Raw genomic sequence first — 25,017 nt, forward strand, 5'->3', positions numbered from 1 at the left:
TTAACTAGGTTAGCCTACAAATATAAAAACTTTACTTGGTAAAGTAGTACTATGAGCTTTGTCTTTTTGTTTTTTTCATGTTTTTAAATATCCCGTTAAGAATAACGGTGCCTAAAATAATAAGTGCACCGTAATAAAATCCCGGATTCATTTTTTCAGAATCACCAAAAATTAAAAATGCCAATACTATACCATAAACCGGTTCCATATTGATCGTTAACATTACGGTATAAGGACTTAAATATTTCATTACATGAACTGAACCTATAAAAGCATAAGCTGTACAAACTGATGCTAACACCAATAATAGCAGCCAATCAGAAGTGCTCAAATGAAAAAAACCTGCAGAAAAGCCTTCAGCTCCTTGACCTATAATGGTCATTATAAGTAGGTATATAGTCACAAAGCCTACTCCACTTGCCAGTTCATAAAAAGAAATCATAGATGCATTATATTTTTGTGCTATTTTACCATTGATTAATGAAAATACTGACGATAAAAACGCAGAGCATAGTGCATATATAATTCCTAATGTATAATCTCCTTCTACATTAAAAATAATATATAACCCGACAATGACCATAATACCAAATACCACCTCGTACCAAATTAGTTTACGTTTATAAAAAATCGGCTCTAATAAAGAGGTAAAAAAGGCTCCTGAAGAAAGTATTGCTAAAGTGATAGATACGTTAGACACCTTAATTGCACCAAAAAAAGTAATCCAGTGGAGTGCTATAATAAGACCCGCTACACATAAATGAAAGAATAATTTTATAGATATTCTAAGTGAAACTTTTTTTAGCAAGACAAATAGTAATACAAAGCCTGAAGCCATCAACATTCTGTACCATACTAATGATAATGCCTCTATTGTTATGAGCTCACCTAGTATAGCTGTAAATCCCCAGATGAATACAATAAAATGGAGATGTAAGTAATTCTTAAACTTAACGTCTGGCATTGTATAATAAATAAATTGCTAAAATCCCAAAAGATACATTAGGAAACCACACTGCAATTAATGGAGGGAAATCAGATTGATTAGCAATTGTACCTAATACCTTGTCAAAAAAGATAAAAACAAAGGCTAAAGAAATACCAACAGCCAAATTAACTCCCATCCCTCCTCTTCTCTTCATTGATGATACTGCTACACCTATTACCGTAAGTATAAAAGCCGAAATAGGAATACTCCACCTTTTATAAGCAACTACTTTGTATCGATTGATATCAGAAGACCCTCTTTTACTTTCCTTTTCAATAAATTTACTAAGTTCTGTGTAATTTAAAGTCTCTGCCACATAGGATACCGGTGTGAATTCATCAATATTAAAGGGCAATATGGTATCTTTTTTCTTTGCTTTTTCAATGATATCTTCATTCTCAAGAATTGTTCTTTTTACATAATCCTTTAATTCGTAGATACTATCCTTTTCGTTATATGTAATATTTCTTGCAGAAATTTTTGTAATTAATTTGTTTCCATCAAAATATTCTAATGTAAAGTTTGTAGCTGACTTTTGGATAGGCTTAAAATTAGTTGCATACAAAAAGACGCTATCACTAATTTGCCTGTAAACATTACGTGTTTCCTGTACTTTTTTAGTTTTATGTAAATGATTATGTTTAAACTCATTAAATCCTTTACTTGCTTTTGGCGCTAAAAATAATCCCATCGCTAATGCAGCCACGCAGATAATAACAGCTCCTATTAAATAAGGCCTAAGAAACCTCCAGAAGGAAACTCCCGAACTTAAGAAAGCAATAATCTCTGTTTTATTTGCCAATTTAGAGGTAAACCAAATTACAGATAGAAAAACAAAAAGGGGAAATAATAAATTTGCAAAGTATACCGTAAAATCAAGATAGTATCCTACTACTGCATCAAAAGGGACATCATTTTTTAAAATATTATCGATCTTTTCTGACAGATCTACAATAATACCAATAGGAATGAATAAAAGAATCATTGTAAAAAATGTTCCCAAATATCTTTTAAGTATGTACCAATCTAATATTTTCATTAAAACAATTTAGTAGTTAGTATTAAGTATTGACTCTATCTTGTGTCTACCTACACCTTCTTTTTTACTAGTATTTACTTTTATTTTAAAATTATATTTTATGAATCAAATTAGGTTTCAATATAAATTAACCTCATTATGATTCCATAAAAATCTCTCAACTACGTGTAATCAAATTAATTAATAATGCCTATACCAAACTTATGTATAGAACACTTTCATTAGACTTACAATCGTTTATCCATTTGTTTCACCATCATATTTTTCCAGGAATAAAAATCTCCTGCCAAGATATGTTTTCTGGCTTCACGAACTAACCACAAATAGAAACCTAAGTTATGAATTGTAGCTATCTGCTTACCTAATAATTCATTAACAGAAAAAAGGTGTCTTAAATAAGCTTTAGAATACTCTGTATCCACATAGGTAATTGCCATTTCATCAATAGCAGAAAAATCATCTTCCCACTTCTTGTTTTTTATATTAATTGTCCCATGGGCTGTAAAAAGCATCCCATTACGTGCATTACGAGTAGGCATGACACAGTCAAACATATCGACTCCAAGTGCTATGTTTTCCAAAATATTAATAGGAGTTCCTACTCCCATTAAATACCTAGGTTTATCTTCTGGCAATATTTCTGTTACTACTTCTGTCATAGCATACATCTCTTCTGCAGGTTCGCCTACAGATAAACCACCAATTGCGTTACCTTGCGCTCCCGCATTCGCAATATATTCTGCAGATTGTTGTCTAAGATCTTTATAAGTACTTCCCTGAACAATCGGAAAAAATGTTTGATCATACCCATATTTAACCGGAATTTTTTCAAGATGTTGCATACATCGGTCCAGCCATCTATGTGTCATATGCATACTTCTTTTAGCATATTTATAATCACAAGGATATGGAGTACATTCATCAAATGCCATAATAATATCCGCCCCAATAGTCCGTTGAATTTCCATTACATTTTCTGGAGTAAAAAAATGCATGGAACCATCTATATGAGATTTAAATTTAACACCCTCTTCTTTAATTTTTCGATTCGCAGACAAAGAATATACCTGATAGCCTCCGCTGTCTGTAAGAATATTTCGATCCCAATTCATAAATTTATGTAATCCTCCTGCCTTTTCCAGAATAGATGTCTGAGGTCTTAGATATAGATGATAGGTATTTCCTAAGATTATATCTGGATTGATGTCATTTTTTAATTCTCTTTGATGAACTCCTTTTACAGTCCCTACTGTACCAACTGGCATAAAAATCGGAGTTTCTATAACTCCATGATCAGTAGTTATTTTTCCAGCTCTGGCTTTACTTGAAGCGTCTTTGGATAATAGATCGAATTGCATAATTTATTTTTCGTAGGGCGCAAAGATACTTAATAAAAGTACGCTGATAAATGAATGTAATTTAAAAAGTTATAATGATCACTATTAAAAGCTGTTCAGACATTTTGCTACCCTAAACAAAACCTGTACTTTTGCTCCTTAATAATAAGTTAATTAGCATCATAATGCCAAAAACACAACAATTAGAAGATTTTGTCACTCAAGTACGTAGAGATATTCTACGACAAGTACACAAAGTAAACTCAGGACATCCCGGAGGATCATTAGGTTGCGCCGAGTTTTTCGTAGCCTTATATCAAGAAATCATGGAAAGAAAAGATGGTTTTGATATGGATGGATTAGAAGAAGATCTTTTCTTCTTATCTAATGGTCATATTTCACCTGTTTTTTACAGTGTATTAGCAAGAAGCGGATATTTTCCGGTAGAAGAGTTAAATACATTTAGATTGATTAACAGTAGATTACAGGGACACCCAACAACACATGAAGGGCTTCCTGGAGTTCGCATTGCTTCTGGATCTTTAGGGCAGGGAATGTCTGTTGCTATAGGCGCTGCACAAGCTAAGAAATTAAACAAAGACAGTCATCTGGTATATACGTTGCACGGTGATGGAGAATTACAGGAAGGACAAATTTGGGAAGCTGCTATGTATGCCGCAGGAAAAAATGTTGATAATCTAATTTCTACGATTGATCTTAACGGACAGCAGATCGATGGTTCTACAGATGATGTTCTCCCTATGGGAAGTATCAAAGCTAAATTTGAAGCTTTTGGTTGGGATGTTATGGAAATCAAACAAGGTAATAATATATCAGCGGTAGTAGAAGGATTAACAGAAGCTAAAAGCAGAACAGGAAAAGGAAAACCTGTTTGCGTTCTATTACATACAGTAATGGGTAATGGTGTAGATTTTATGATGCATACCCACGCATGGCACGGTAAAGCTCCAAATGATGAGCAATTAGCTACAGGTTTAGATCAAAATCCTGAAACATTGGGAGATTACTAAAAGTACATCTAATACCTGATGTAAAAACAGGTTTAGATTCAAAAATAAAATAAATAATTTTTTAAAACATAACCCGTTAAGGCTTTTATTTAAAAAAAGTTAGGGAGGCTTATGAAAAAATATACAGATACCGGTAAAAAAGATACACGCTCAGGTTTTGGAGCTGGTCTCGAAGAACTTGGAAAAACAAATGAGAATGTAGTTGCATTATGTGCGGATCTTATTGGTTCCTTAAAAATGGATGCCTTTATCGCTAATAATCCAGAACGCTTTTTTCAGATAGGGATCGCAGAAGCTAATATGATGGGGATCGCAGCAGGAATGACTATAGGAGGCAAAATACCGTTTACAGGAACATTTGCTAACTTCTCTACTGGAAGAGTATATGACCAGATTCGTCAATCCATCGCTTATAGTGATAAAAATGTAAAAATCTGTGCTTCTCACGCTGGTTTAACACTTGGAGAGGATGGTGCCACTCACCAGATATTAGAAGATATTGGTTTAATGAAAATGTTACCCGGTATGGTTGTCATCAATACGTGTGATTATAATCAAACCAAAGCAGCAACGATCGCTATTGCTGATTATGAAGGTCCTGTATATTTACGTTTTGGCAGACCTAAAGTAGCCAATTTTACTGCTGTTGATCAAAATTTTGTGATAGGTAAAGCTGTTCATCTACAAGAGGGTACTGATATAACTATTGTAGCTACCGGACATATGGTATGGGAAGCATTACTAGCCGCAGAGTCACTAGAAGAACAAGGGATCAGTGCAGAAGTAATTAATATTCATACGATCAAACCATTAGATAGTGACGCAATTATTAAATCGGTTCAAAAAACCGGATGCATAGTCACTGCAGAAGAACACAACTATTTAGGCGGGTTAGGAGAAAGTGTATCAAGAGTTTTAGCACAGCATCAACCTACACCTCAAGAATTTATTGCTACTAATGATACTTTTGGAGAAAGTGGTACTCCAGAACAATTAATGGAAAAATACGGACTTAATGCAGCAGCAATTCTAAAAGCAGCTCAAAAAGTACTTAAGAGAAAATAAAAATTTATCAAATAGTTAAATAGCCTTCTGTAATTTATAATCGCAGGAGGTTTTTTGTACCAGTAAAAATAAACAAGGCGATATTACGTTATATTAATACCATCCCACCAAAAAATCAATTTATTTATTCATCTTAAAAAATCAAGTACAATGAAAAATGTATTAATGTGTTTACTTATAGCCTATGCTTGTACAGTAGCTGCGCAAGACAATGGGGTAAATTTTGGGGTAAAAGCAGGACTTAATTATGGCGATAATGGTAAAATTGAAATTTCTGACGTCGCTGATGCAGGTAGTAATATACTATCAGAAAACGCAAATGATCGCGTAGGGTATCATCTGGGAGTTTTCTTAAGAGGTAATATAACAAATAGCATTTATATCAAACCAGAACTACAATATACTCAAAATAGTAGTTCTTATGATATTGATAACACAACCCTAAGCTATACTATTAAAAAACTAGACGCTCCTATTCTGGTCGGCGCAACAGTTATAGGACCTCTACACGTGTTTGGTGGTCCATCTCTACAATATATCGTAGACAATGACCTGGAAGATGTACGACTAGGAGATGTTAAAAATGAATTTACTGTAGGCCTGCAATTTGGAGTGGGTCTGCAATTAGGTCGATTAAATGCGGATATCCGTTATGAAAGAGGATTGAGCGATAATCAGGCACAAGCAATTGATGATAACCTGGGACAAACAGTACGAGTAGACTCCAGGCCTAATCAACTTATTCTTAGTGTAGGATTAGACTTATAGAAAGACCTAAATTATCTCTAGCCTATTACTATAAAACAACCGTAATAAGCCTATTTAATCAGAAAAACAATAAAAATATAAAGCTCCTATATCATATGATGTAGGAGCTTTATATTTTATTGTAATTATAGTGTACCTTTTAATCATCTCTTGATTCTTCATTATCTGTATCTAAGTAGTTAGGAACTCCATCTCCATCAGTATCATCATTCATAGGATTTCCATCACCCAGATCATTTGTTGCGTCACCATCGCCATCTCTATCAACATTTATATCCTGATCAGCTTCTAAATCCTCATCTTCTGTAAGCGTACCATCACCATCATCGTCAGTATCCGCATAATTAGGAATTCCGTCATCATCAGTATCATCATTAGAATCTTCATCTAAATCATTTACTATTCGATCTCCATCGATATCTTCTAGATAAGACGGTACACCGTCGCCATCATGATCAGCCTCTTCAGAGGCATACAATTGAACCGTAAAAATTAATGGAGAATATGCCGGAATGGATGATTGTAGATTATTAAAATACCCTAAACCAGAAGGCATAAAAACCGTGTAGTTACCAAAATTCATTTCGTAACTTATCGTACCATCTGTAGGATTCTCGCTAAAACCTGAGGCACCACTAAACTCTGTTACTGCCTCTCTAAATCCGCCTACAATAGAAACTAAGTCAAGCCAAACAGGAGTTACTGTGCTATCAAATACCCTTCTACCCGGATCATTATTATCCACAGTATCATAGTCGTCAATAACACCATCACCGTCAGAATCAGAAGCTTCTGCATTAGAATCTATATCAGCAATATCAGCAATACCATCACCATCAGTATCTACTCTAGTTACTTCAACTCCATTAATCATATCTGTTTCAGCATTGCCATCATCGTCAGTATCTACCTGAGCATTATCAGGAACACCATTAACATCATCATCCAGGTTATCATAAAACAATTCTCCTCTATATGTTACTAAGGTAGAATCGGCAAATGTGGGTTTACGCTCAGTTGCGACGCCACTACTATATCTTAATAAATACAATGTATAATCAACTTCATCGAAGGTAGCCGTTTTTGTCTCTAAAAGCTCAGATTCCCAGATAGGAGTTCTATCACTGTTTTCTCCTGCGATCGTATCAAAAATAATAATCTTATAATCACTATTAGCAGGATTGTCTATAGAATCATAAAAATGGGTCTTTAAATAACTCTCTATTATCAACTCTTCGTCTGCCTGTTGCTCAGCAAAATCCCTCAACTCTACTGTGATGACATCACTATCATCATCATCATTGCTACAACCATAAATCGCTGCAATGACAAGGGTTAAACCAACAATATATTTCTTCATGTTCATCTGGTTACTTTTTTGAAGCCGCAAGATACAATTTTCTTGTACTTTTGTTTTACAATTATTAGAGATATAACGCATTTTTTAATCATTTTTTATGCGAATAGATAAATACTTATGGTGTATCCGATATTACAAAACACGTAGTATTGCCACTAAAGCCTGCAAAGAAGGAAAAATCAGAGTCAATGGAGATTCTGTGAAACCATCACGAGATGTGTATCCTACGGATAAAATTACGGTACGAAAAAATCAAGTCAACTATGAGCTTATTGTTTTGGATACACCAAAAAGTCGACTAGGTGCTAAGCTTGTCGACATCTACCGTAAGGACGTCACTCCACAAGAAACGTTGCAAAAATTAGATCTTCTAAAATATTCTAAAGAATATTACCGAAAAAGAGGTATGGGAAGACCTACAAAAAAAGATCGTAGAGATATTGATGATTGGTTTGACACTCCAGAATCTCCTGAAAATAAAGATGATAGTGAAGAGTAAAAATTCAGACTACAATTAGAATAACGCCCTCAATAACAGTAAAATAATATATGAATTTTTATTGATGTTTCCAGAATTAAATATAATAGTTCGTAATAAGGTAGAGCTGTATACTTTATATAATATGACACTACAAAGAACTTTCTATTAGTATCTAACTCATATGTTTATTATTCATTATTAGTTAAAATAACCCAGGTTTTTAATATAATTAGTTAACGAACTCAACATTAAAAAACTCTTTTCTATCTTTGGTATTATTTATACCATAAGATTATGCAGGCTAAAGACAATATCATCCTCACCCATGAGCAAATTCAACATAAAATTAAGCGAATTGCATATCAGATTTACGAAACTAATGTAAATGAAAAGGAAATTGTTATCGCCGGTATCGCAGAAAATGGGTATATTTTTGCACAGCGCCTTGCTAATATTCTAGAAGACATTTCAGGTATTCACGTTACTATTTGTAAGGTTACCATGGATAAATCTACTCCTCAAAACACTGTGAAAACGTCCTTAGAGCCATTGGCTTATCAAAATAAATCATTGGTCTTAGCAGATGATGTTCTTAATTCTGGTACTGCATTAGCATATGGAGTGAAACATTTTTTGGATGTTCCTTTAACGAGATTCAAAACAGCAGTTTTAGTCAATCGAAATCATAAAAAGTATCCTATTAAAGCCGACTTCAAGGGGATATCATTATCCACCTCACTTCATGAACATGTAACTGTGACCTTTGGAGAAAGCGATGTCGCTGTCTTACAATAAAACAATTTTTAGCTCTTCTACAATCTCCTGAACGGATTTATTATCTGTAGTTACTGAAAAAGATGCCTGATTATAATAAAAAGATCGTTCAAAAACGTGTTTCCTTATAAAATCTTTCAGGTCTTCTTTATCCTGTATATGTGCTATCAGTGGACGTTTTTCTTTTTCTTTAAACAATCTATTGACTAATTCATCAAGAGAAGTTTTAAGATATACACTTTTTGCATTTGCATTAGCTAAGATTAATTCCATATTCCCTGCAAAACAAGGAGTTCCTCCTCCAAGTGAAATTATAGTATTAGCAGACGTTTCTAAAATTTCTTTTAGATATTCAGTTTCTTTTTTTCTAAAGTATATTTCACCTTCATCTTCAAAAATTTGTTTTATAGTTTTTTTTTCTTTTATCTCGAGGTATTGATCAAGATCAAGATACATTGCTTTTAACTCTGAAGCTAAGTTCTTACCTACAGCGGATTTACCACAACCCATATATCCCATCAAAACGATATTCATACATTAAAGATTAACCGGTTCTTGCCTAAAAAAAAGGGCTTTTAAAATAAAATGTAAATTTATAGTAAATTCTTCTTGAAAAATAAATTAATGATAGTATATTTGCACCCGCATTCAAGGAATGAAATGAATGACCTGGTAGCTCAGTTGGTAGAGCATCTCCCTTTTAAGGAGAGGGTCCTGGGTTCGAGCCCCAGCCCGGTCACTAATAATTCTGAAAATCAAAATCCAGAGTTATAATTTTGAAACAAAAGTTCTTTAAAATCATTTTATGTTTCTTATAAAGAAATTTTAAAAATGAATGACCTGGTAGCTCAGTTGGTAGAGCATCTCCCTTTTAAGGAGAGGGTCCTGGGTTCGAGCCCCAGCCCGGTCACTGATTATTCACAAAAGTATCGTATCTTATACGATACTTTTTTAGTTTTATACCTTATTATAGTGATATAAGCATCTATTTTTTTGCCCAGGTGCTGGAATTGGTAGACAGGCATGGTTGAGGGCCATGTGTCCTTATGGGCGTGTGGGTTCGACTCCCATCCTGGGCACTTTATAATTGCTTTTTTAAATTTCAAACGTATTATTAGATCTATAATGAGAAATTCAATCTCTACGTATCTTCCATTAAGGAACTATTTTCTTCTTTATTTCAATAAATAGATCAAAAGCATAAAATCTTTTAAGCTAGTAAACTTATTTTTTCATTACAACCTTATGATGTAGAACTGAATAATATGAAGTTAAAGCCCCGTTAATTACTTGTTATATACAAGTAATTATGCTATCATAGATAGAATAATTTAGCAATAAATATTAATAAGCATTTCTTGTTTTCAATTCTTATTATTTACTTTATACAAAATTAGTAAACTTAAAAAAATCTTAAAAACTACTTATTCTTGATAACTCACTCACTTCATAGAATATATAATCATTTTTAAAAATATTCATACAATAACCTATATTTAAAATTAAAGAATGAAAAGTAATCACAACATACAAGCTACTGGATTAAGAAGAAAAAAATTTGGTAGTAAATCATATCTTAGAAGCATTGCCAAAAGAGTTAAGAATAGATCCGTACGCACTAAGAAAATCTCTATAAAATAAGTATTTTAGCTTACTAATAATCGTTTGATATAAACTCATGTAAAGTATTAGTTTACATTAAACTAGTAATAAGGTATCAAAAGAATATGGCATTAAATACGCAGAAGTACTACCATAGAGATCTTTCATGGCTTAAATTTAACCACAGAGTTCTTCAGGAAGCTTCAGATACAAGAAATGAATTGTACGAACGAATTAAGTTCTTAGCTATCTTTTCTTCTAATTTAGACGAATTTTTTAAAGTACGAGTTTCTGATATTAGAAAAATAAAAGATCTTGATAAAAAATTAAGAAAAAAATTAATTACTAAGCCTAATAAGCTTCTTAAAAAAATAAAGAAGGAAGTTAATAATCAGCAGGCAGAATTTGGTCGAATTTACAGAAATCAAATCATCCCTGATTTAAAGAAAGAAGGCATCGAAATCATTTCTTCAGAACATTTTTTGCCTGGTCAGCAAACGTTTTCAGAAAATTACTTTCTTGAAAATTTTGAAAATGAAGCTCCTATAGTTTTAAATAATAAAGCGCTTTGTATTGACAACGAAGAATTATATTTAGCTGCCCTCGGGAAGGAGGAGCAACTTATAATATTCAAAATACCTTCTGATCACAATCGATTTATACAACTACCATCAGAAAACAACAAACATTACATCACCTATCTAGACGATATTTTTAAACAAAACTTATCCTTGCGATATGAAACCACATTCTACTCTTTAAAGATTTCTCGCGACGCAGAATTATATATAGATAATGAATATTCTGGTGACTTACTGGATAAAATCAAAAACTCATTAGGCAATAGGGATGTTGGACAGGTTACACGGGCTTTAATTGATGCTAGCATGCCTGAAAACTTGATAATTGCCATTGAGAAATTCTTAGATATCAATGATACTGATTTAATAAAAGGAGGGGTATATCATAATTTTAAAGACTTCTTTAGTTTCCCTAATCCAACAGATAAGAAACTAGCAGCTGCTCCATTACCTCCTTTAGACAAAGAGGAGCTTCTACCTTATAATTGTATGTTTGATGCAATTAAGCGAAAAGATAGATTGATCTTTTTCCCTTATGAATCATTTAACATAGTGTTGCGGTGGATTGAAGAAGCTGCCAATGATCCAATGGTTCGGAAAATTAAAATTACTATGTATCGAATTGCTAAGGATTCTAGTGTTGCTGATTTACTTTTAAAAGCATTAAAAAATAAAATAGAAGTTTTTGTATTTATTGAAACTAAAGCCAGGTTCGATGAAGAAAACAATATCAAATGGGGAGCTATTCTGCAGAAACACGGTGCTCAGGTAATATATAGTTATCCAGGAATTAAAGTGCATTCTAAAATTTTATACATAGAACGTGTTGAAGATGAAAAAAAATGTGGTTACGGATACATTAGTACCGGGAATTTTAATGAGAAAACTGCTAAGATTTATACCGATTATGGATTAATGACAGCTCATAAGAAAATCACAACAGAACTGCTTCAGGTTTTCCAAGTATTAGATCGCAGTATTATCATGCCCAGATCAAAAAAACTATTGATTTCTCCTTTTTCTACAAGAACTACCTTTACGAATCTTATCCATACAGAAATTGAAAATGCAAGACAAGGGAAAGAAGCCTGTATTACTGCAAAAATGAATAGTTTACAAGATCAAAAAATCATTGATTTATTATATCAAGCCAGTAATGCAGGTGTAATTATCAGATTATTGGTACGAGGAATCTGTTGTTTAGTTCCTGGAATTGACGGACAAAGTAAAAACATTAGTGTTACCAGTATTGTTGATGCCTTTCTTGAACATGGAAGAATCTATGTATTTGCTAATGGCGGAGAGGAAAAGATGTATATAGGTTCTGCCGATTGGATGACTCGTAATCTTGATCATAGAATAGAGGTAATCACTCCTATATTAGATAAGGATATCTTTGATGGTATAAAAAAACAGCTCAACCTTCAACTTGAAGATCGGGTGAAAGCAAGAGTAATTGACGCATTGCAAAAAAATGAATATGTTGCTCCTAATACTGATGGTAAAAGTTCACAGCAGTTAATTTATGAATCGTTAGTAGAACAAAACAGTTAACGTATCCTCAAAACCTTCACAAGATTTTATTAATTTATGATTTGGGTTAATCCCTCCTTTTTTACGACACATGACCTTAAAGAAGTTTTTCTAATTTTAAAGTAGCTTGAAACTAAAATAATTTGCGAGCATAAAAAAATAACTTTAAAAAAGAAAATTATGAAATTACAAGAAAAAAAAGTAGCTATTCTTGCTACAGATGGATTTGAGAAATCAGAGCTTTTTAAACCTATGGAAGCATTAAAAAACGAAGGAGCTACTGTACACATTATCTCTGTTAAAGAAGGAGAAATTAAAAGTTGGGATGGAGAGAACTGGGGTGAACAAATTAAAGTTGATCACCTTGTAGAAGACACAAATGAATCAGACTATAATGCATTAGTACTTCCTGGTGGCGTTGCAAATCCAGATCTATTGCGCACCCATGAAACCGCTCTAGATTTTATAAGAGCATTTTTTAAAAGCGGAAAACCCGTTGCTGCTATTTGTCACGCACCTTGGTTATTAATTAGTGCAGGAGTAATTGAAAATCGAGAAGTTACTTCGTATCACAGCATAAAAGACGATGTAGTGAATGCTGGAGCTAAGTGGCTAGATAAGGAGGTAGTAGTAGACAGTGGTCTTGTTACAAGTAGAAATCCTGATGATTTACCTGCTTTTATCGATAAGGTAATTGAAGAGATTAAGGAAGGTAAACACGAAGAGCAGGTAGTAAATGCATAATATCATTTTTAGCATTACTATCTTTTAAAATAGAATTTAAAAAAGCTTTCTAAAAGTTAATACACAAAGATTAAACTGATATAACATTACATCTTTTAACTTTTAGAAAGCTTACTAATTATAAAATATGATCAAAAAAAATATAATAGAAAAAGAAACTCCGGTAGCTTATCCTATTCTGTCTTTATTAAAAAAAAGATATAGTCCAAGAGTCTTTTCTGAGATCCCTATCACTACGACTGATCTTCACTCATTACTCGAAGCCGGAAGATGGGCTCCCAGTTCTAATAATTTACAACCCTGGACTATCATTTGGGGAATCAAAGGAAGTGAAAGCTATGATAGAATTTTTGCTTGTTTAGATACATTTAATCAATCCTGGGCATCTAATGCTCCCGTTTTATGGATCTGTGCTTACAAGAAGACAACGCCAGATGGAAAAGAAAATTTTCATGCATTATATGATTTAGGTCTTTTTGTAGGTAATGTAACTGTTCAGGCTCAAGAAATGGGAATCGCACTTCATCAAATGGCTGGTGTACAATTTGAAAAAGCGAAGAAAGAATTTAAATTACCCAATGATTATCACGTGGCATCTGCAATAGCGCTGGGATATTATGGCGGAAATACCACAGATCTCTCAGAAGACCTACAGAAATCAGAAGAAAAAGTAACGCGAGAGCGAAAGCTACAGGAAGAATTTACATTTAATGGTGATTTTGTTGACAGAGCCAAAATCAAACCAGAGAATCAACATAACACTCATAAAGAAAAATAATAAATGAAAACAATTTTTGAATACGATAATGTAAGTGCAAGTGAACGATTAGAATCTATTGTCAATGAGAGATTAGAATTTTTATCTACTAAATACCCTTTTTTAATACGAGGAGATGTATTCTTTAAAAGGGAAAATAAAAGTGATGACACCGGATTTGTATGTGGAATAAGATTGAGTGCCCCTGGCCCAAGATTATATGCTTCTTCTGATAAAACAAATTTTGAAGATGCCGTACGTGAAACGGTCAGAGATCTTGGAGATCAATTAGAACGGAGAAAAGCGAAAATGAGTTCCTAAAGTTTATTCTAATAGTATTAAATAAGAATATGTTTTATTTTACTATTTATGACTTTTAAGATATAACATAAAATTCCAATACTATCAGAATGCTAATTTTGATATAAATACTTCGGATCTGGATGAAGCTCTGTCAATTGCCGGAATTAACGTGGCAAAAACTTCAAACTTTTTTTCATATACCGAAGTATTTTTAGTTATTTTTCCTAGATTAAGAGTCATTGATTTCACAACAGTCATTTTATTATCCTTTTGATGTAATGAAGAAATCAAAATACGTTTTTTACATAAAAAATCATCACTTTGTTGCTCACTTACTACTCTATGCACTTTACTTTCATCCCAATTAGAAATTAACACAGGTATATCAGAAGATCCATGTACATCGTATACAAATAAATATAATTGGTACTCCATCTCTAACTTTATATCCAAAGAATGAAAACTAATATCAGCAATTACAGTTATAGTATTAGTTGTTTTATCATCTACATATATTTGCTCAGGAATTTCCTGAAGACATACTTTTTCAATTTTTGCCATCAAAAATTTATTTTAATTATAGCCGATACTAATGTAACTATAAAATTCTAAAAAGGATAACCAATCGCAAAATTGAGTTTCAAATTATCCGAACTAAAATCAAAACCAGAATTCCATCGCTCACCCTCCTCAGCATAAGGTATGTGTAATGGCGTTGCAAGATCAAACCGAATCACAAAGCTTTGAATATCTACACGAAGCCCAACTCCAGCTCCAATTCCTAATTCATTTATCCAATCAGAACCAAAAGTCCCTCTGGTAATTAATTCCTCATTGATATTTTCCTCATCTTCGTCTTCTCCTTCTATCTCCTTTCCTCCAGTAAGCCAAACATTACCAGCATCTGCAAAGACAGCACCTTTTAAATAGGAGAAGATAGGAAACCGATATTCTATATTTGCTTCCAGTTTAATATCTCCCGATTGATCAAAAAAAGACGTAGTACTATCTTCATCAGACGTATAGGTACCAGGCCCCAATGAACGTATTTTGAAGGCTCTAACACTATAAGGACCACCAGAAAAATATTGCTTGACAAAAGGTAAGGTTGTGGAATTCCCATAAGGTAATCCAATGCCAGCAAAAACACGAGTGACCAATGCCTGCTCTTTTCCAAACCTAAAATAATACCTTAGATCCACATCTGCCTTAGCATATTGAGCATATTCTAAATTAAGAAATGTCTGTTCACCACCACTTAGGAGGTTTAAAACATTTCCTGCTACATCAATACCGGTAGATAAGTAAATACTATGCGTATCCTGCTGATCAACCAATCCATTATATGTGAAATTATAGGTAAGCCCCGCAATAAATTGCTGATCAAAACTTCTTTCTAAAAACGAATTTTCATCTAAAATTGCTTCAAACTCTGCTGTTGTATTTGATAAATTCACATAATTAATACTAATAGGATTTAGTTGATGATAAACAAAACGATTTGCATTCCAGGTATATCCATAAGATGTAGAGAATGAATTAAGACTATACAGTTGGCTTCTGTTTAAATATTCTACACCCATACTAACTTTTGTCTTAGGTACTGCATATTTAAATCTACTGGGAGAGAACGGAACTAATCTGGGGAGAATTAAATCTGCTTTAAGTCCACCAGCAATACTAGTGAGTCCAGACTGATCACCTCCAGATAATTGCGTTTCATATGCAAATGTACCTGTGAGACTAAGTGTCTCTCCTCCTTTAAATAAATTACGATTACTATATACTACAGAAATACCTGGTCCAGCAAAATCATTGGATTTAGTAACAGCCTCAACAGATGCTCTTAATGACCTTTTATTTAATGGAGATAATTTTATATCTGCAGCCAGTGAACCTTCATCATATCCAGTAAGCACACTATCTAGTTCTTTAAATTTAATATTCACAAATTTATAACTTCCAATAGAAGACAATCGGTTACTGGTCAATCGAGACGTATTAGCATTATATTTCTGACCTTTTTCAAAAAGAATGTAAGGTTCTAATAATCTTGGTTTAAAATATTCCTCATCTTGTATAAAACTAATATCATCTAATACTATAGTATCATTAACTTTAGACGTTTGATCTACATTATGATTAGGATAAACAATAATAGAATCTATAGTGTAAGGAACCATAGCCCTAGTAGGCGTATCTTTTTTTAATCTCAAAAACAAATCAAATCTTTTATTGCGATAACGATTGGTATCTGCCTCAAAAATTAAAAAGTCCGGATTAAAGTTGTAGTACCCTATTTGCTTTAATTCTCTATCAATACGTTCTCTCTCAAATTTCATTACCTCCAGATCAAAACGACGCCCTGATTTTAGTGCTGTTTGTGACATTAACTCTTTAATCTCTTTATAGATTGGTAAAGAATCTCCCTCTATGGTTAGGTTATTAAGCTTATATGGAGTCTTAAGTTCTACTATATATTGAATTTCTGACTTCTTATCAGAGCTATCAATTACTGCTTGTAGTTTATTGTAAAAAAAGCCTCTGTTCTCTAATCTATTATTGATAAGTTCTTTGATACGTTCGGGGTTTACCTCTGATAAATAAACAGGTTCCTCACCTATTTTTTTATTGATCCACTTACTTATAAAATTCAGTTTTTTTTGTTGTGCCCGATAATGATAAAACAGTCCTAATCTCATCCCTAAGATTTTACTGTTAGGAGTAGGCCTTATTAAAGCGTCTAATTCACTTTTTACTTTGGTGAGACTTCTGGTAGAGTCCGGTTTTTTCATGGTAAGAACCGCTCCTGTGTATAATGATTCATCTTCTGGTATAAACCTTTCTACGCTACAAGAGCAAGATAATATTATCAGAAATACCAAAATCCAATATTTACATGTTGTGTACACCTTCACTATTCCTCAGTTTCTTGATTTGTTTCTTCAGAAGGGAGTTCTTTTACTGGCTTAAAAAGCTGACTAAATTTATTAAACTCTCTGTTAAATATGAAAGCGAATCCTGTAAGAATTAATTGCCCGTCAATGACATTTTCATATTCACTTTTTCTAAAACCTTTTAAACGATATCTGCCATTTTTGGTCAATAAATATTCTAAGCTTACATTTCCTATAATGGGAGTCTCTTCCTGACTTGACTGCGCACTGCCTTCTACATCTAATGCACTACCTGCGGTAACAATTAAACGATCATTAAATAGCTTTTTACTGGCACTGATATTTAGTTGTGTTCGGTCCTGAGGTGCATCTCCCTGGTAATCAGTGAAACTATCTAAGTCAAAATCAACATCAAAACCAGTATTTCCAAATATTTTATCCGAAAATGTATTAAGCTGACCTGATAATACTTTATTCACATTATCTCTGGCAATTGCCGTAGCTCCTCCTCCACTGCCATCACTACCTGAATCAGGGAAAAAGCGATTTAATGCTAACAGCGAGAAAACTTGTTTATTTAGCTCTGATTCTTGTTCATTAAGTTGTTGAACCTGACCATAAACTGCCCCTCCGAGAGATCCCTGATCTTCTTCGGGCATATCTAACCCAAATGATAATTCAGGACTCATAAGTTCTCCATCCACATTAAGGTATACCATAAATGGTAATACTTGTCTGTATTTATTAGTTACACTAACATCCTGACCAGAAGTCACTGATGCCATAAGCGGAGAAGCTGAGGTTTCTAATCGATAAATAGCTGTGACATCAAGTGCTGCATCCATCGGATTCCCTTGCCAGGTAATGGTGCTACCCGGATTTATTTCAAATTTTCTTTTAACTAAATTATACAAACTAGCTTCATAATGACCAGAGTTTAATTTGTACCTGCCAGAAAGATTGATCTGACCTGTAGGCTGGATTCCCAAATTTAAAGCCGCCTCTCCAGAAATCTGAAGATTATCACCTGTTTTTTTATCCATAATAATATGAAACACTGCATCATCTGCAATTTCTAAAATGGCATCCATGCTAATCCCTGTAATTAGATTTTGCGATTCTTCTTCGGTGCGAGTTAATATGGCATCTGGATTATCCTTATTTACAAAAAGAACAACACCGTCCCGCTCCTGAACATCTAATTGATCTTCTGGTACTACATAGGTCACATCTGTAACTGGTCGTAATTTCATTTTACCCTTAATACGTGGTAAAGTAAGGTCTCCTTTTACTGATACTGTGGCATCAATACTTGCATTCCCATATACCAATTCATTATCCTCTGATGTAGCATCCAGTACCTGAAACTGCTTTGCCTTAATATTTAAATTAAATTGCGGGTTCGTCAATTCTTTTGTCAATATCTCCCCTCCAATCGTAAATGAATTATTTTTAGCATCTGCGATTTTAAAACTATCAAAATAAACTCCTTCGTTATTCACTTTAATCGTTTCATCTGCAATTTTAAATCTGGTATTAAGTGCGGATACTTTGATATCAGTATCTCTAAAAGACAATGTACCATCATATAAGGGTTCCTCCAGAGTACCGCGAATTTTAATTTGTGAGGTGACGATACCTTTAGCATCATCCAAATATTCTTCAGTAAATCCTTTTATAACATCTAATTCTAATTTTTTTAAATTAAAATCCAAATTGAGTTTTGGGCTATCTGATGCAGCCAGATAATCTCCGGTAATATCTAAATCTGCTCCACCATCTTTTAAAACTAAATTAAAGTCATATTTTGCATATCCTTCTGAAGTTGCTTTTAACTTTAAATTACCTAACGGATTCTCTAATACTTGTAGTTCATTGATACCAACATCCGCGATTATACCTGAATCATCAAATGGATTTTCTACAATAAAGTCTCCATCCACCTGTCCTGTCGCGAAAGCAATATCCGGATTTAATAAACTGAGAAATGCTTGTAGATTAAAATTATTAAATACCACACCAATATGTTCCTTATCGATTCCCGGAATCTCATTACTTACCGTTAATTCCTGAGCGTTTCTACTTAAAGTAACATTTTTAAATTCGAGCAATTTTTCTGCAATTAGTATTCCATTATCTTCAGGGATCTGCCAGTTATTTTTATTAAGGATGAGTGATGAAGGGTTTATATGTAATTGAATTGAATCTTTTGACAATGTCATTTCTGATGCTATGTGTAAAAGTTTTTCTGAATCATCATATGATAAAAAATCCAATTGTAACTCCTTATTTTTCAACACTCCTTCAAAATAGGTTTTCTTTATCTGTAATGGATCCGCTATCACATTTGCTACTCCTGCATTAAAATTAAAACTGGAACTATCTCCATCCACTGCAACGACCAAACTATCTATCGTACTACCGTTATAAGTAATTAAAGGCACATCAAGACGAGCCTTTAATTTTTGGGTAATAGCATCAAAACGTGCACTGGCTTTAATTGTATCCAGTCGTTCTATACCAGTAAGAAAAACCTCTGTCATGATAGGAGTTGGTGTTAATGCCAACTTCATTTCTAATTGCACTGGATCTACGATCGTATCGGTATGGATACTATCAGAAAAATAATTTTTAAATTGTTGTTGTAGTGCAGCTGCAATTAGATTTGGTTCAGCATTAGAAGCCAGAGAAGCATTAAGAAAATCACTTTTTATTGCGATATTAGTACTTTCTTTATCTACAATAGCTTCAAAATCCGTAGCATCAAGTCGAAATTGATTATTGTCGTAAATAGCAATACCATTAGCTAGTTTTGCATCCAACGTAAAATCCTCAGAATTACCTTCAAATTCAGCATTAAGATCTACAGCAACTTTAATATCGTTTCTGGTAACTTTTAACGCTTGCAGATCTGCGCCAATAAGGTTTAATTGCATTCCTATTTTGGAAGCTACCGTATCCAGATCTACCGTAGTATTCAATTCAACATTTAGATTTTTATCTTTGAATACCGTTTTTATATCTCCTACTCCATTTGTAATAGTACCTCCTAATGTAAGTGCAGAAAAATCGTAATTATTAAATTCTAGTTGGGAGAACTCTGATTGTATAGTTGCATCCAGAGTTTCAATATCTTTACCTTTTCCCTTTGCATCCAAAGTGAATGAAATGGCTCCAATCTGTTCATTTTTAAGAAGTGTACCTATAGCTAAACTATCTATATCCAACTGTCCATCAAAAGCAATTTGATCAGCATTTTCAAACTTACCTTTTAATTGTGCCTTTCCTTCTGGGATTTTCAGAAGTATATTACCTTTGGCTTTGGTAAGTGAACCTATCACATTTCCTGAGACTGATATAGTCTTAGGAATTGCAATTCCCAAAGAATCTTCTGATACGAAATTTATAAGATCGCTACGTGTAGAAAGTGCGTTTATATTTTTTATATCAAAAGTCAGCTGCTCTGTATCCATAGCATTAGTCACATCAGCTTGTAAAGTAATAGAAGTATTTTCTCCCCAATGCAAAGCACTTTCTGACAAACTTATGGCTTTTAAGGAACCTTCTGCATTAAAATACCCATCTATCTGCTTCTTAGATAATGAATCTATGTATTGATTATTCGCTATTTCTGGTTGAAAAAGATAAGCATCTTCTATGGCTAATGAAACTGTAGGAAGAGTAATAGCAAATCTTGTTTGATCGGGAGTATTGATGAGCTGATTTACAGAGTCATATTGTAATGAGACATTTCCATCTAGCCTACTCTGATTTATTTTAACATCTAATTGCGATAGGGAAAGAGCTTGATCATTCACATTAAATCCGCCGCTAAGAGTTTTTAAATTAAAACCACTTTTTTCTTTAAATGAAAGAGTTTCCAAATTAAGTTTTGCTGAGCGTTCTCCATAAAATATTTGATGAGCCTTCATTGTAAAATCACTAACAGAAATGGCTTCAGGATTAAAGAAACCGACTTGTGGAGTTTGACCATTTACTCCATATGAAATATGATTATTTGTTAGCTGTAGGTTCTCAACCTTTATAAAATATGTAGGCCACTCAAAAGTTATCGCTTCATTAGAAACTGTGGTATCTTCTATAGTTACCGGATTTATATCATACCTATCTACATTAATATTCGAATTTGCAAAAGATACCGTTTCGATTTCAATCTCATTTTTTGTCAAATCTGCTTTTGGAAGTTCGACTAAGAAATCTCCAATATCCACTTGCGCTTTTATGTGATCAGGAATAGATACATAGTCTGTTTTTACATTATGCAATTTAAGACTTTCCACAATTAAAAAAGGCAAAGGACTATTTTCGTCTTCTGTATCTGGTTCTTCTATGAAAGGCTTAGTCTGTTTATACTCAATTATAGTATTAGCTAACTCCACGTCAGCGATATGAAATTTTGATGTATTTAAATCTATATCCTCTGATTCTGCGGTTAGTTTTCCTAAAAGAAGCTTACTTTCAATACCTAAAAAAGCATCTATATACGTGAGTTCAAAATCCTGAAAATTAATAGTTCCTAAGTTAACTTTCATTGGATCTGACTCATTTACAGACTGTGGTATACTATCATTATTAGTAACAAAAGCTTCTATTAAAAAATTAAAATTGAAGCTATCCTTAATTTCTTCCCGGCGTACATTTGCTTTTAAACCTTGCCAATCAATTGACTTTATATTAATAGTATTATCAAAAATTGCCGCGTACAAACCTACATTTGTTTCTAAATTCTTTGAGTATACTAAAGTATCCCCTTTTTTATCTTCCAGATATAATCCTTCCAAAAATATATTACCAGTATAGGTAACAAAAAGTCGATCAATAGCAATTTTAGTATTAGTTTTATCAGCGTAGAATGAAGTGATTCTTTTTACAATAATATCTTGTCCCCACGGACTTCTTATAAAGAGTACAATCATTAAAAAGAAGAGTATAAAAAATACTAATATTTTTATACCCTTTTTTAAAATTTTAGTTATTCTCTTTTTTTGCATGCTAATAATATAACGACATCTTCAGAACCTACAAAGCTAGTTACTTTTTACACGTAAAACTCTAATGTTATATTAATTAATATCTTCTTTGCCTGTGAATATGATAAAAAAGCATTAAAAAAGCTCAAAATATAAACCAGATGCTACTACGCCAATGACTAGTAGTATTAAAACAATGATAATAAATCCGGTACCAAACTTAGTTTTTGTGTTTTTTTGAAAAATATAATCTTCTCTATTTTCCTCTTCTTCTTTAACAAATTTCATCTATTTCAATTTATTTAATGTATACTGTTTTTTTATTTACAAACTCCATCATTCCTTCTTTAGACAATTCTCTTCCATAACCAGAAGCTTTAGTGCCGCCAAAGGGAAGTCTAGGGTCTGATTTTACCATTTCATTAATAAAAAATGCACCATCTGCAATTTGACTTATTTGCATTCTTGCCGCATCAATATCTTCGGTAAAAAGCATGGTACCTAACCCAAATCTTGATTTTGACGCTAATTCATAAGCCTCCTTCTCATTTTTTACTTTACATACTGCTGCTACCGGACCAAACACTTCTTCATCAAAAACCGGCATCTCAGGTTTTACATCTGTAAGTATAGTAGGTGCAAAAAAATTACCATCTTTCTTATTACCCGTCAATATATTAGCTCCTTTTTCTACAGAGCCTTCTATTTGCTTCATTACTGTTTCTACTAGATCCTCACGTGCCATTGTAGCAATCTCGGTTTCTTTTTCTAAAGGATTACCGGATTGCAAGGATTCAACTGTATTTTTAAATTTTTCAATAAATTTTTCATAAATACCTTCGACTACTATAAACCGCTTAGCAGCTATGCAACTTTGTCCGGCATTTTGCATTCTTGCCTTTACTATCGTATCTATATAGGTGTCCAAATCTGCATCTTCTAGTATAATACAAGCATTATTTCCCCCTAATTCTAATACCGTTTTTTTCAAATTACGTCCAGCGATTTCAGCTATTGATTTGCCCGCTTTTTCACTACCTGTGAGACTCACTGCTTTTACAATATCGTCTTCGATAACCGTTTCTATCTGTTCATGAGTTGCCAAAAGTGTTTGAAAACAACCTTTAGGATACCCTGCATCCAAAAATAATTTTTCTATAGCAAGTGCACAACCCGTTACATTATTTGCATGTTTAAGAAGCGCCGTATTCCCTGCTGTTAATGTAGGCACAGCAAATCGCATCACCTGCCAAAATGGATAATTCCAAGGCATAATTGCCAAAATACAACCTAAAGGATCATAACTTATAAAACTCTCTTGCGCCTCAGTATCAATCAAATCGTCTGCTATAAAGTCTTCTGCATTTTGATGATAAAAATCTATAAGCCAAATACATTTTTCGATCTCAGCTATACTTTCTTGAATCGGCTTACCCATTTCTTTAGTAATCAAAGTAGCCATTTCTTGCTTCTGATCTTCTAATACCTCACCTAATTTTTCTAAAAAATTAACTCTGATGTCAACAGACTCATCTTTCCAAACAACAAAAGATTCTTCACTATTCCTCAGTGCATTTTGAATTTCTTCATCTGAAAAACTATTATATTCTTTTAATATCTCATTGGTAAAAGGATATATAGTTTTGATTTTTTTCGACATATTTTTTAGATTTAAAGTGTGTTGACACGCATTACGAATATAAATACGATTTATAGAAGGAGTTAACTCTTATGGATAAAATATTAATGCGTTTACTAAGAATCATTTCAGTCAATAACCTTACGATTTGAGTCAAGTTTAATACGAACTTTGATTTATCTTTGATGTGGACTTAATGTTAAATCAAAAAAATATAGATATGAGTAATAATAGTGGTACAACGTTTTTAGGAATCCTTGCAGGAACTGCAATAGGAGCAACTTTAGGAATTTTATTTGCTCCAGATAAAGGATCATCTACAAGAAAAAAGATTTCTGATGAAGCAATTTTAGCAAAACATAATCTTTCAGAGAAGGCATATGAGCTAAAAAATAATTTATCTCACACTGCGGCAGTACAGAAAGAAAATCTGGATACAAGGATTGAATCTTTAGTTTCTGATGCTAGCTATAAAGCAGAAGATGTTATAACAACTTTGGAAAGTAAATTGAGAGATCTAAAAGCTAAAAATAAAAAATTACAGAAAACCGTATAATGGGGGTCATTAATTCTATAAGTGAAACTTCATCTAAAGCTGTCGATTCTGCTCAGGACTATGTAAAGATTACCAAGAAGTATTACAAATTAAGAGCGTTTAAGGAAATTGCAAAATCCTTTTCTTTTTTAGGTAAAATGGCCGTTATCGGCGGCCTTTTTTTTCTTGGATTCGTTTTTCTAGTAGTAGCTGGGACCATATGGTTAGGAAAATTGCTTGGTGATGCTATGCTAGGCTGCTTAGCTATGGCTGGATTACTTTTTCTCTTTACACTTATTTGTTATTTACTAAGAAAGCAAATTGACAAAGTAGTAATTCGTAAAATAGCTGAAGAATTTTTTGATTAAAAATAGTATAATGGAAAAAATATATACATCTTTTAAAGAGATCGAAGAAGAATTAAAAATGCTTAAGCTTCAACGACAAATTTCTATAGAAGAAATGAAGTTGTTAAAATCAGAATTTAAAGAAGATATCCAACCTTATCAATGGGTAGCCACCATAGCCAGTGCAGTAAAAAAATATGGTATTTTTTATCTCATAAAGAGAATATTAAAATAACACATTTACG

Annotated in this window: 22 protein-coding genes and 3 tRNA genes; 15 read left to right on the forward strand and 10 right to left on the reverse strand. The window is 32.9% G+C overall.

The features are described 5' to 3' along the window. Positions 1 to 49: 49 nt before the first annotated feature. The 3 genes from ABD816_RS00660 to tgt all read right to left on the reverse strand — a co-directional run bounded on the left by ABD816_RS00660 (position 50) and on the right by tgt (position 3,385). Positions 50 to 964: a DMT family transporter gene (locus ABD816_RS00660; RefSeq protein ID WP_344923831.1), complete on the reverse strand. Its 915-nt coding sequence runs from the start codon at positions 962 to 964 to the stop codon at positions 50 to 52. Then, entirely contained in the window at positions 951 to 2,027 is a 1,077-nt protein-coding gene (locus ABD816_RS00665; protein ID WP_344923833.1) for an LptF/LptG family permease, read from the reverse strand. Before ABD816_RS00665 ends, ABD816_RS00660 begins: the two co-directional genes overlap by 14 nt. Positions 2,028 to 2,254: 227 nt before the next feature. Then, a complete protein-coding gene (gene tgt / locus ABD816_RS00670) occupies positions 2,255 to 3,385 on the reverse strand; it encodes a tRNA guanosine(34) transglycosylase Tgt (protein ID WP_344923835.1) in 1,131 nt (376 codons plus the stop codon). 164 nt (positions 3,386 to 3,549) lie between these two features. On the opposite strand from tgt, the gene ABD816_RS00675 reads away from it, so the two are divergent. From ABD816_RS00675 to ABD816_RS00685, 3 genes are all read left to right on the forward strand, one after another. Beyond that, positions 3,550 to 4,395, forward strand: a complete 846-nt coding sequence (locus ABD816_RS00675) for a transketolase (RefSeq protein ID WP_344923836.1) — start codon at positions 3,550 to 3,552, stop codon at positions 4,393 to 4,395. 111 nt (positions 4,396 to 4,506) lie between these two features. Next, positions 4,507 to 5,460 (forward strand): transketolase family protein, encoded by a 954-nt coding sequence (locus ABD816_RS00680; RefSeq protein WP_344923837.1) that lies wholly within the window; start codon positions 4,507 to 4,509, stop codon positions 5,458 to 5,460. Between the two features lie 150 nt (positions 5,461 to 5,610). Then, the gene (locus ABD816_RS00685) at positions 5,611 to 6,228 is read left to right on the forward strand and encodes a porin family protein (protein ID WP_344923838.1); all 618 of its coding nucleotides are present in this window, start codon (positions 5,611 to 5,613) and stop codon (positions 6,226 to 6,228) included. Between the two features lie 139 nt (positions 6,229 to 6,367). Here ABD816_RS00685 and ABD816_RS00690 read toward each other — a convergent pair whose 3' ends face one another. Beyond that, positions 6,368 to 7,588, reverse strand: coding sequence for an FKBP-type peptidyl-prolyl cis-trans isomerase (locus ABD816_RS00690; protein ID WP_344923839.1), 1,221 nt, complete (start codon positions 7,586 to 7,588; stop codon positions 6,368 to 6,370). A gap of 97 nt (positions 7,589 to 7,685) precedes the next feature. Between ABD816_RS00690 and ABD816_RS00695 the strand changes: the two genes are divergently transcribed. Then, positions 7,686 to 8,087, forward strand: a complete 402-nt coding sequence (locus tag ABD816_RS00695) for an RNA-binding S4 domain-containing protein (protein WP_344923841.1) — start codon at positions 7,686 to 7,688, stop codon at positions 8,085 to 8,087. A gap of 276 nt (positions 8,088 to 8,363) precedes the next feature. Beyond that, entirely contained in the window at positions 8,364 to 8,864 is a 501-nt protein-coding gene (locus tag ABD816_RS00700; protein WP_344923842.1) for a phosphoribosyltransferase family protein, read from the forward strand. Here the strand turns inward: ABD816_RS00700 and ABD816_RS00705 are convergent. Further along, a complete protein-coding gene (locus ABD816_RS00705) occupies positions 8,856 to 9,377 on the reverse strand; it encodes a shikimate kinase (protein ID WP_344923844.1) in 522 nt (173 codons plus the stop codon). The two genes, ABD816_RS00700 and ABD816_RS00705, sit on opposite strands and share 9 nt — an antisense overlap. Positions 9,378 to 9,509: 132 nt before the next feature. Here ABD816_RS00705 and ABD816_RS00710 point away from each other — a divergent pair. The 7 genes from ABD816_RS00710 to ABD816_RS00740 all read left to right on the forward strand — a co-directional run bounded on the left by ABD816_RS00710 (position 9,510) and on the right by ABD816_RS00740 (position 14,381). Further along, positions 9,510 to 9,582: transfer RNA gene (locus ABD816_RS00710), tRNA-Lys, on the forward strand. Between the two features lie 98 nt (positions 9,583 to 9,680). After that, positions 9,681 to 9,753: transfer RNA gene (locus ABD816_RS00715), tRNA-Lys, on the forward strand. Between the two features lie 85 nt (positions 9,754 to 9,838). After that, a tRNA-Leu gene (locus tag ABD816_RS00720) sits at positions 9,839 to 9,922 on the forward strand. A gap of 648 nt (positions 9,923 to 10,570) precedes the next feature. Continuing rightward, positions 10,571 to 12,580 (forward strand): polyphosphate kinase 1, encoded by a 2,010-nt coding sequence (gene ppk1 / locus ABD816_RS00725; RefSeq protein WP_344923846.1) that lies wholly within the window; start codon positions 10,571 to 10,573, stop codon positions 12,578 to 12,580. A gap of 159 nt (positions 12,581 to 12,739) precedes the next feature. Continuing rightward, entirely contained in the window at positions 12,740 to 13,303 is a 564-nt protein-coding gene (locus ABD816_RS00730) for a type 1 glutamine amidotransferase domain-containing protein (protein ID WP_344923848.1), read from the forward strand. 127 nt (positions 13,304 to 13,430) lie between these two features. Beyond that, positions 13,431 to 14,081, forward strand: a complete 651-nt coding sequence (locus tag ABD816_RS00735) for a nitroreductase family protein (RefSeq protein ID WP_344923850.1) — start codon at positions 13,431 to 13,433, stop codon at positions 14,079 to 14,081. Between the two features lie 3 nt (positions 14,082 to 14,084). After that, positions 14,085 to 14,381, forward strand: coding sequence for an HPF/RaiA family ribosome-associated protein (locus tag ABD816_RS00740; protein ID WP_344923852.1), 297 nt, complete (start codon positions 14,085 to 14,087; stop codon positions 14,379 to 14,381). 84 nt (positions 14,382 to 14,465) lie between these two features. Here the strand turns inward: ABD816_RS00740 and ABD816_RS00745 are convergent, their stop codons facing one another. The 5 genes from ABD816_RS00745 to ABD816_RS00765 all read right to left on the reverse strand — a co-directional run bounded on the left by ABD816_RS00745 (position 14,466) and on the right by ABD816_RS00765 (position 23,911). Next, positions 14,466 to 14,924, reverse strand: a complete 459-nt coding sequence (locus ABD816_RS00745) for a hypothetical protein (RefSeq protein ID WP_344923854.1) — start codon at positions 14,922 to 14,924, stop codon at positions 14,466 to 14,468. Between the two features lie 47 nt (positions 14,925 to 14,971). Then, on the reverse strand, positions 14,972 to 17,248 hold the full coding sequence (gene tamL, locus ABD816_RS00750; protein ID WP_344923856.1) for a translocation and assembly module lipoprotein TamL: 2,277 nt from the start codon (positions 17,246 to 17,248) through the stop codon (positions 14,972 to 14,974). A 32-nt stretch (positions 17,249 to 17,280) separates the two neighbouring features. Continuing rightward, positions 17,281 to 22,197: a translocation/assembly module TamB domain-containing protein gene (locus ABD816_RS00755; protein WP_344923858.1), complete on the reverse strand. Its 4,917-nt coding sequence runs from the start codon at positions 22,195 to 22,197 to the stop codon at positions 17,281 to 17,283. A gap of 189 nt (positions 22,198 to 22,386) precedes the next feature. Continuing rightward, a complete protein-coding gene (locus ABD816_RS00760; protein ID WP_344923860.1) occupies positions 22,387 to 22,539 on the reverse strand; it encodes a hypothetical protein in 153 nt (50 codons plus the stop codon). Between the two features lie 10 nt (positions 22,540 to 22,549). Continuing rightward, the gene (locus ABD816_RS00765; RefSeq protein WP_344923862.1) at positions 22,550 to 23,911 is read right to left on the reverse strand and encodes an NAD-dependent succinate-semialdehyde dehydrogenase; all 1,362 of its coding nucleotides are present in this window, start codon (positions 23,909 to 23,911) and stop codon (positions 22,550 to 22,552) included. A 199-nt stretch (positions 23,912 to 24,110) separates the two neighbouring features. Between ABD816_RS00765 and ABD816_RS00770 the strand changes: the two genes are divergently transcribed. Genes ABD816_RS00770 through ABD816_RS00780 form a run of 3 tightly spaced genes read left to right on the forward strand, consistent with a single transcriptional unit; the run spans position 24,111 to position 25,007 of the window. Continuing rightward, positions 24,111 to 24,446: a YtxH domain-containing protein gene (locus tag ABD816_RS00770; protein WP_344923864.1), complete on the forward strand. Its 336-nt coding sequence runs from the start codon at positions 24,111 to 24,113 to the stop codon at positions 24,444 to 24,446. After that, a complete protein-coding gene (locus tag ABD816_RS00775) occupies positions 24,446 to 24,793 on the forward strand; it encodes a hypothetical protein (RefSeq protein ID WP_344923866.1) in 348 nt (115 codons plus the stop codon). Before ABD816_RS00770 ends, ABD816_RS00775 begins: the two co-directional genes overlap by 1 nt. A 10-nt stretch (positions 24,794 to 24,803) precedes the next feature. Further along, positions 24,804 to 25,007 carry a DUF6327 family protein gene (locus ABD816_RS00780; protein WP_344923868.1) on the forward strand — a complete coding sequence of 68 codons (204 nt, stop codon included), beginning with the start codon at positions 24,804 to 24,806 and terminating at the stop codon, positions 25,005 to 25,007. Positions 25,008 to 25,017: the final 10 nt, after the last annotated feature.

Source organism: Aquimarina addita (assembly GCF_039539305.1).
GTDB lineage: Bacteria > Bacteroidota > Bacteroidia > Flavobacteriales > Flavobacteriaceae > Aquimarina > Aquimarina addita.

Bases quoted from the DNA above. Each gene is read 5' to 3' on its own strand.
- ABD816_RS00735 (WP_344923850.1), top strand. From the start codon at position 13,431: ATGATCAAAAAAAATATAATAGAAAAAGAAACTCCGGTAGCTTATCCT.
- ABD816_RS00775 (WP_344923866.1), top strand. From the start codon at position 24,446: ATGGGGGTCATTAATTCTATAAGTGAAACTTCATCTAAAGCTGTCGAT.
- ABD816_RS00770 (WP_344923864.1), top strand. From the start codon at position 24,111: ATGAGTAATAATAGTGGTACAACGTTTTTAGGAATCCTTGCAGGAACT.
- ABD816_RS00660 (WP_344923831.1), bottom strand. From the start codon at position 964: ATGCCAGACGTTAAGTTTAAGAATTACTTACATCTCCATTTTATTGTA.
- ABD816_RS00730 (WP_344923848.1), top strand. From the start codon at position 12,740: ATGAAATTACAAGAAAAAAAAGTAGCTATTCTTGCTACAGATGGATTT.
- ABD816_RS00760 (WP_344923860.1), bottom strand. From the start codon at position 22,539: ATGAAATTTGTTAAAGAAGAAGAGGAAAATAGAGAAGATTATATTTTT.
- ABD816_RS00690 (WP_344923839.1), bottom strand. From the start codon at position 7,588: ATGAAGAAATATATTGTTGGTTTAACCCTTGTCATTGCAGCGATTTAT.
- ABD816_RS00765 (WP_344923862.1), bottom strand. From the start codon at position 23,911: ATGTCGAAAAAAATCAAAACTATATATCCTTTTACCAATGAGATATTA.
- ABD816_RS00675 (WP_344923836.1), top strand. From the start codon at position 3,550: ATGCCAAAAACACAACAATTAGAAGATTTTGTCACTCAAGTACGTAGA.
- ppk1 (WP_344923846.1), top strand. From the start codon at position 10,571: ATGGCATTAAATACGCAGAAGTACTACCATAGAGATCTTTCATGGCTT.
- ABD816_RS00705 (WP_344923844.1), bottom strand. From the start codon at position 9,377: ATGAATATCGTTTTGATGGGATATATGGGTTGTGGTAAATCCGCTGTA.
- ABD816_RS00755 (WP_344923858.1), bottom strand. From the start codon at position 22,197: ATGATTGTACTCTTTATAAGAAGTCCGTGGGGACAAGATATTATTGTA.
- ABD816_RS00745 (WP_344923854.1), bottom strand. From the start codon at position 14,924: ATGGCAAAAATTGAAAAAGTATGTCTTCAGGAAATTCCTGAGCAAATA.
- ABD816_RS00685 (WP_344923838.1), top strand. From the start codon at position 5,611: ATGAAAAATGTATTAATGTGTTTACTTATAGCCTATGCTTGTACAGTA.
- ABD816_RS00695 (WP_344923841.1), top strand. From the start codon at position 7,686: ATGCGAATAGATAAATACTTATGGTGTATCCGATATTACAAAACACGT.
- ABD816_RS00680 (WP_344923837.1), top strand. From the start codon at position 4,507: ATGAAAAAATATACAGATACCGGTAAAAAAGATACACGCTCAGGTTTT.
- ABD816_RS00740 (WP_344923852.1), top strand. From the start codon at position 14,085: ATGAAAACAATTTTTGAATACGATAATGTAAGTGCAAGTGAACGATTA.
- ABD816_RS00780 (WP_344923868.1), top strand. From the start codon at position 24,804: ATGGAAAAAATATATACATCTTTTAAAGAGATCGAAGAAGAATTAAAA.
- tgt (WP_344923835.1), bottom strand. From the start codon at position 3,385: ATGCAATTCGATCTATTATCCAAAGACGCTTCAAGTAAAGCCAGAGCT.
- ABD816_RS00665 (WP_344923833.1), bottom strand. From the start codon at position 2,027: ATGAAAATATTAGATTGGTACATACTTAAAAGATATTTGGGAACATTT.
- ABD816_RS00700 (WP_344923842.1), top strand. From the start codon at position 8,364: ATGCAGGCTAAAGACAATATCATCCTCACCCATGAGCAAATTCAACAT.